General features: G+C 46.3%; 1 protein-coding gene. It reads left to right on the top strand.

Going from position 1 to position 929, the window contains the following annotated elements:
* The first annotated feature begins 86 nt into the window (after positions 1-86).
* Positions 87-887, top strand: a complete 801-nt coding sequence (locus tag B5J94_RS11795) for a ferredoxin--NADP reductase (RefSeq protein WP_062501739.1) — start codon at positions 87-89, stop codon at positions 885-887.
* Positions 888-929 lie beyond the last annotated feature (42 nt).

Raw genomic sequence — 929 nt, forward strand, 5'->3', positions numbered from 1 at the left:
TTTTGGGGTGCGGTTCATAGTTGGGTGCTTGTTTTTTTGTGGCGATGGTTTACAATAGCATGGATAAATTTAAAAAGAGAAAAACCATGTCCGACCAACACGCCACCCCCATTACCGTACTTTCTAAGACCGTCTGGTCACCCACGCTGTTTAGCTTTACCACAACACGCCCAGATGGATTTCGTTTTGATGCAGGGCAATTTGCCCGTTTGGGCATCAATCCCAGTGAGTATGCCAATGCCAAAAACGCCCCCGATGAACGCATTTTTCGGGCTTATTCGGTAGCGTCAAGCCCCTATGATGAAGAGTTGGAGTTTTTCTCGGTGGTCGTGCCTGACGGGGCGTTTACCAGTCAATTACAGCATTTGACGGTGGGCGATACGCTCTATCTTAACCCCGAGCCGTTTGGTTTTTTAACCCTTGCTCGCTACCAAGAACCTGCCCCAAAGGATTTGTGGCTACTGGCAACAGGCACGGGACTTGCTCCATTTTTATCCATGCTTGGCGATTTGACCACTTGGCAAAATTACAGCGACATCGTACTGGTGTACAGTGCCAGAACGCAAGCAGAACTTGCCTATCTTGATAAAATTCATGAATTAAATCAGCAGTTTAGCGAACTGACCGATAACCCAGCTAAACTCCATTTTGTGCCGATTATCACTCGTGAAAAAGTGGAAAACTGCCTAAATGCTCGCATTCCTGCTTTGATAGACAGTGGCGAACTTGAAAACTTTGTCGGTTTAAACTTAAATCCTGCCACTTCTCATGTCATGCTCTGTGGCAATCCGCAGATGGTGGACGACACCAAAGAAAGTTTAAAAAACAAAGGTTTAGCGATGAACCGTAGGGGCGTGGGTAATATTGCAGTGGAGAATTATTGGTAGGCAATAAAAAACAGGGCGGTAGTATGAACCGCACCCCAAAAG

The organism is Moraxella lacunata (assembly GCF_002027545.1).
GTDB classification, from domain to species: domain Bacteria; phylum Pseudomonadota; class Gammaproteobacteria; order Pseudomonadales; family Moraxellaceae; genus Moraxella; species Moraxella lacunata.